General features: G+C 52.3%; 3 protein-coding genes. 1 reads left to right on the top strand and 2 read right to left on the bottom strand.

Annotated features, from left to right (window positions below; genetic code table 11):
• Positions 1-56: 56 nt before the first annotated feature.
• Positions 57-641, bottom strand: coding sequence for an aminoacyl-tRNA hydrolase (pth, locus tag NNN71_RS24130; protein ID WP_064544934.1), 585 nt, complete (start codon positions 639-641; stop codon positions 57-59).
• A gap of 278 nt (positions 642-919) precedes the next feature.
• On the opposite strand from pth, the gene ychH reads away from it, so the two are divergent.
• Positions 920-1,204 carry a stress-induced protein YchH gene (gene ychH / locus NNN71_RS24135; protein WP_064544936.1) on the top strand — a complete coding sequence of 95 codons (285 nt, stop codon included), beginning with the start codon at positions 920-922 and terminating at the stop codon, positions 1,202-1,204.
• 79 nt (positions 1,205-1,283) lie between these two features.
• Here the strand turns inward: ychH and lysC are convergent, their stop codons facing one another.
• A complete protein-coding gene (gene lysC, locus NNN71_RS24140) occupies positions 1,284-2,648 on the bottom strand; it encodes a lysine-sensitive aspartokinase 3 (protein WP_065356710.1) in 1,365 nt (454 codons plus the stop codon).
• Positions 2,649-2,971: the final 323 nt, after the last annotated feature.

The raw sequence follows: 2,971 nt of genomic DNA on the forward strand, positions 1-2,971 counted from the left end.
GTAAATAACTCAGACCATTATACACGTCATGCGGGAAAAATACCGCAGTCGTCGGTCTATTGCGCCTTAAAAGCGTGTAATCGGTTAGTTGCTTTGGTCAGCCCGTCTTTCAGCCAGATCTCGGTGCAGCGCGCCGCTTCGTCTACCGCATCGTCGATCAACTTCTGTTCAGCCGCCTGCGGTTTACCCAGCACAAAACCCACAACTTTGTTTTTATCGCCCGGATGGCCGATTCCGATACGTAAGCGATGAAAATTAGGGTTATTGCCCAGTTTGCTGATGATGTCCTTCAGGCCGTTATGGCCGCCGTGGCCGCCGCCGAGTTTAAACTTCGCCACGCCCGGAGGAAGATCCAACTCGTCATGAGCCACCAGAATTTCATCCGGATTAATACGATAGAAGGTTGCCAGCGCCGCCACAGCTTTACCGCTGAGGTTCATAAAGGTGGTTGGCACCAACAAGCGTACATCTTCCCCGGCCAGATTAATGCGGGAGGTGTAGCCAAAAAACTTACTTTCTTCACGCAGCGGGGCGCGAAAGCGCTCTGCCAGTAAATCGACGTACCATGCGCCCGCGTTATGACGCGTTCCCGCGTACTCTGCGCCGGGATTCGCCAGGCCGACAATCAGTTTAATCGTCACGTTATTGTTCCTGAGTGGGCAATCTTTCCGGCGGCTAGTTTACGTTGTGACGACGCGCTTGACAAAAATTAGCGCTGAAAGGACTGAAAACTGAATAGTTGATGTGCGGAATAATATTGTTTGAAAAGTATTTCAGTCACTTAAATGTAAAGTTATGTTGATGANATGTTCACGTTTGTGATCGGCCACGCACTTATCCACAGCGCTGTTGTCTATACTTTACACACAAGGAATAGGGATATATCCCTAAACCCAAAGCAATCTACGGAGGTGACACTATGAAACGCAAAAACGCTTCGTTACTCGGTAATGTGCTCATGGGGTTAGGTTTGGTCGTTATGATCGGCGGTGTAGGTTACTCCATTTTAAACCAATTGCCGCAGCTTAACCTGCCTCAGTTTTTTGCGCATGGGGCGATTTTAAGCATCTTCGTTGGCGCTATTCTTTGGCTGACCGGTGCACGTATCGGCGGGCATGAGCAGGTGAGTGATAAGTACTGGTGGGTTCGTCACTATGATAAACGTTGCCGCCGCGGTGGGGGTACCTCGCACCGTCATAGCTAAATAAAGGGTTCCTTAGAGGGGCCAGTAAACAGATAATAAAGTCCCGGTCGCAAGGCCGGGACTTTTTGCTTTTATCGCCTTATGACTCGAAAAGCTGGAGATGCAGGGCCTTGATGGCGCTATCGGCCTCGTCGGCAGGCAGCAGGAAGCACAGGTTATTACTGGATGCGCCGTGGCAGACCATGCGTACCGCGTGTTCTTCAAGCCAGGCAAAAACATCTTTAAATACGCCGGATGCCTGCGTGAGCTGATTTCCAACCAGCGTGACCAGCGCCAGCCCGGTTTCCACTTCAACTCGACAGTGGGAAGAGAGCTCGGTAAATAATGACGTGGTTAGCGTATGGTCCTCACCGGAGGTGGCGTGAGTAGAGTCCAGCGCCAGCGCGATGCTGTTTTCAGAAGTGGTGACCAGGTCGGCGGCGACAGAATGACGCGCTAACAAGGCAAACATCTGGGCTAAGAAGTGGCAGGACGGCTGCGCGTCAAGGCTGTGCAAGCGCAGCAGCGTTTGCTTACGTCGTACCGCTACCGCGCGATAACGCGGCGGGTTCTCGGTGGTGCTGCACACCAGCGTGCCACCGGCGGCGGTATTTTTACTTGAGCCGACAAACACCGGGATGTTTTTGCGCATGGCCGGCAGCAACGTTGCCGGATGGAGCACTTTCGCGCCGTAGGCGGCCATATCGCTGGCCTCAGAAAACGAGATACGATCGATACGTTTGGCGTTCGGCGCGATACGGGGGTCAGTGGTGTAGATTCCCGCCACGTCGGTCCAGATATCAACCCGACCAGCATTCAGCGCTTCGCCGAGCAGTGAGGCCGTGTAGTCGCTGCCGCCGCGACCCAGGGTCGTGGTATGGCCCTGCGCGTCACGGCCAATAAACCCCTGAGTAATCATAATGGCTTGTTCCAGGCGCGGGCGCAGATGCGTCTCGGCCAACGTCGCCAGGGCATCAATATCGGGCGCTGCACAACCGTAGGTGTCGTCCGTGCGAATGACGCTGCGGGCGTCAAACCAGCTGGCCTCCGCTTCACGCTCACGAAGGACCTCGGTAAACAGCAGGGAAGACATCAGCTCACCGTGGCTGACCAGTTCATCACTCAGCGCGGCGGATGGCGAAGTGGCCGCCGTTTGCGCCAGGTGACCGATATTGTCGAGGAGATTATCAATTTCCTTGCTGATAACGGTCGGCTGCTTCAGGCGGGAAATAATATTGTACTGGATAGTACGTAACGTCTCGAGCTTGTCTAATTGCTGACGACTTTCCAGACCTTCAGAAAGCTCGACCAGAAGATTAGTCACGCCTGCCGAAGCAGAGAGAACGACTAAACGAACGTTGGGATCAGCAAGAACAATGCTGGCACTGCGGTTCATCGCGTCAAAGTCAGCGACGCTGGTGCCGCCAAATTTGGCAACGATGAAATGTGGATAAATGCGAGTCATAACAATCTCATATCAGGGCGCCATCATGTAATGGCTAGAAAATTTTCATTCTCGGCATAAGGGAAGCGGTCTTCGCCTTACGAAATGTCCGCCCGCGAACATTTCTAATAACAACCCAGGAATCACTCCTGTTGTCGATAACGTGTTTCGCCTGTACGCGTTACCGGGTGATGCGCATTAGTTCTTTATTTACAGAGCCTGCAAATAAGCGCGCCATAGTAAGTGATTTATTCAGAGGGATCGACTTTTTTATTATATTTCATCGCAAACAAGTGAAAAATCATGCTTTAACGACTTAATGCATACATTAATAATGGTAAATT

Source organism: Kluyvera sp. Awk 3 (assembly GCF_028069715.1).
GTDB lineage: Bacteria > Pseudomonadota > Gammaproteobacteria > Enterobacterales > Enterobacteriaceae > Kluyvera > Kluyvera georgiana_A.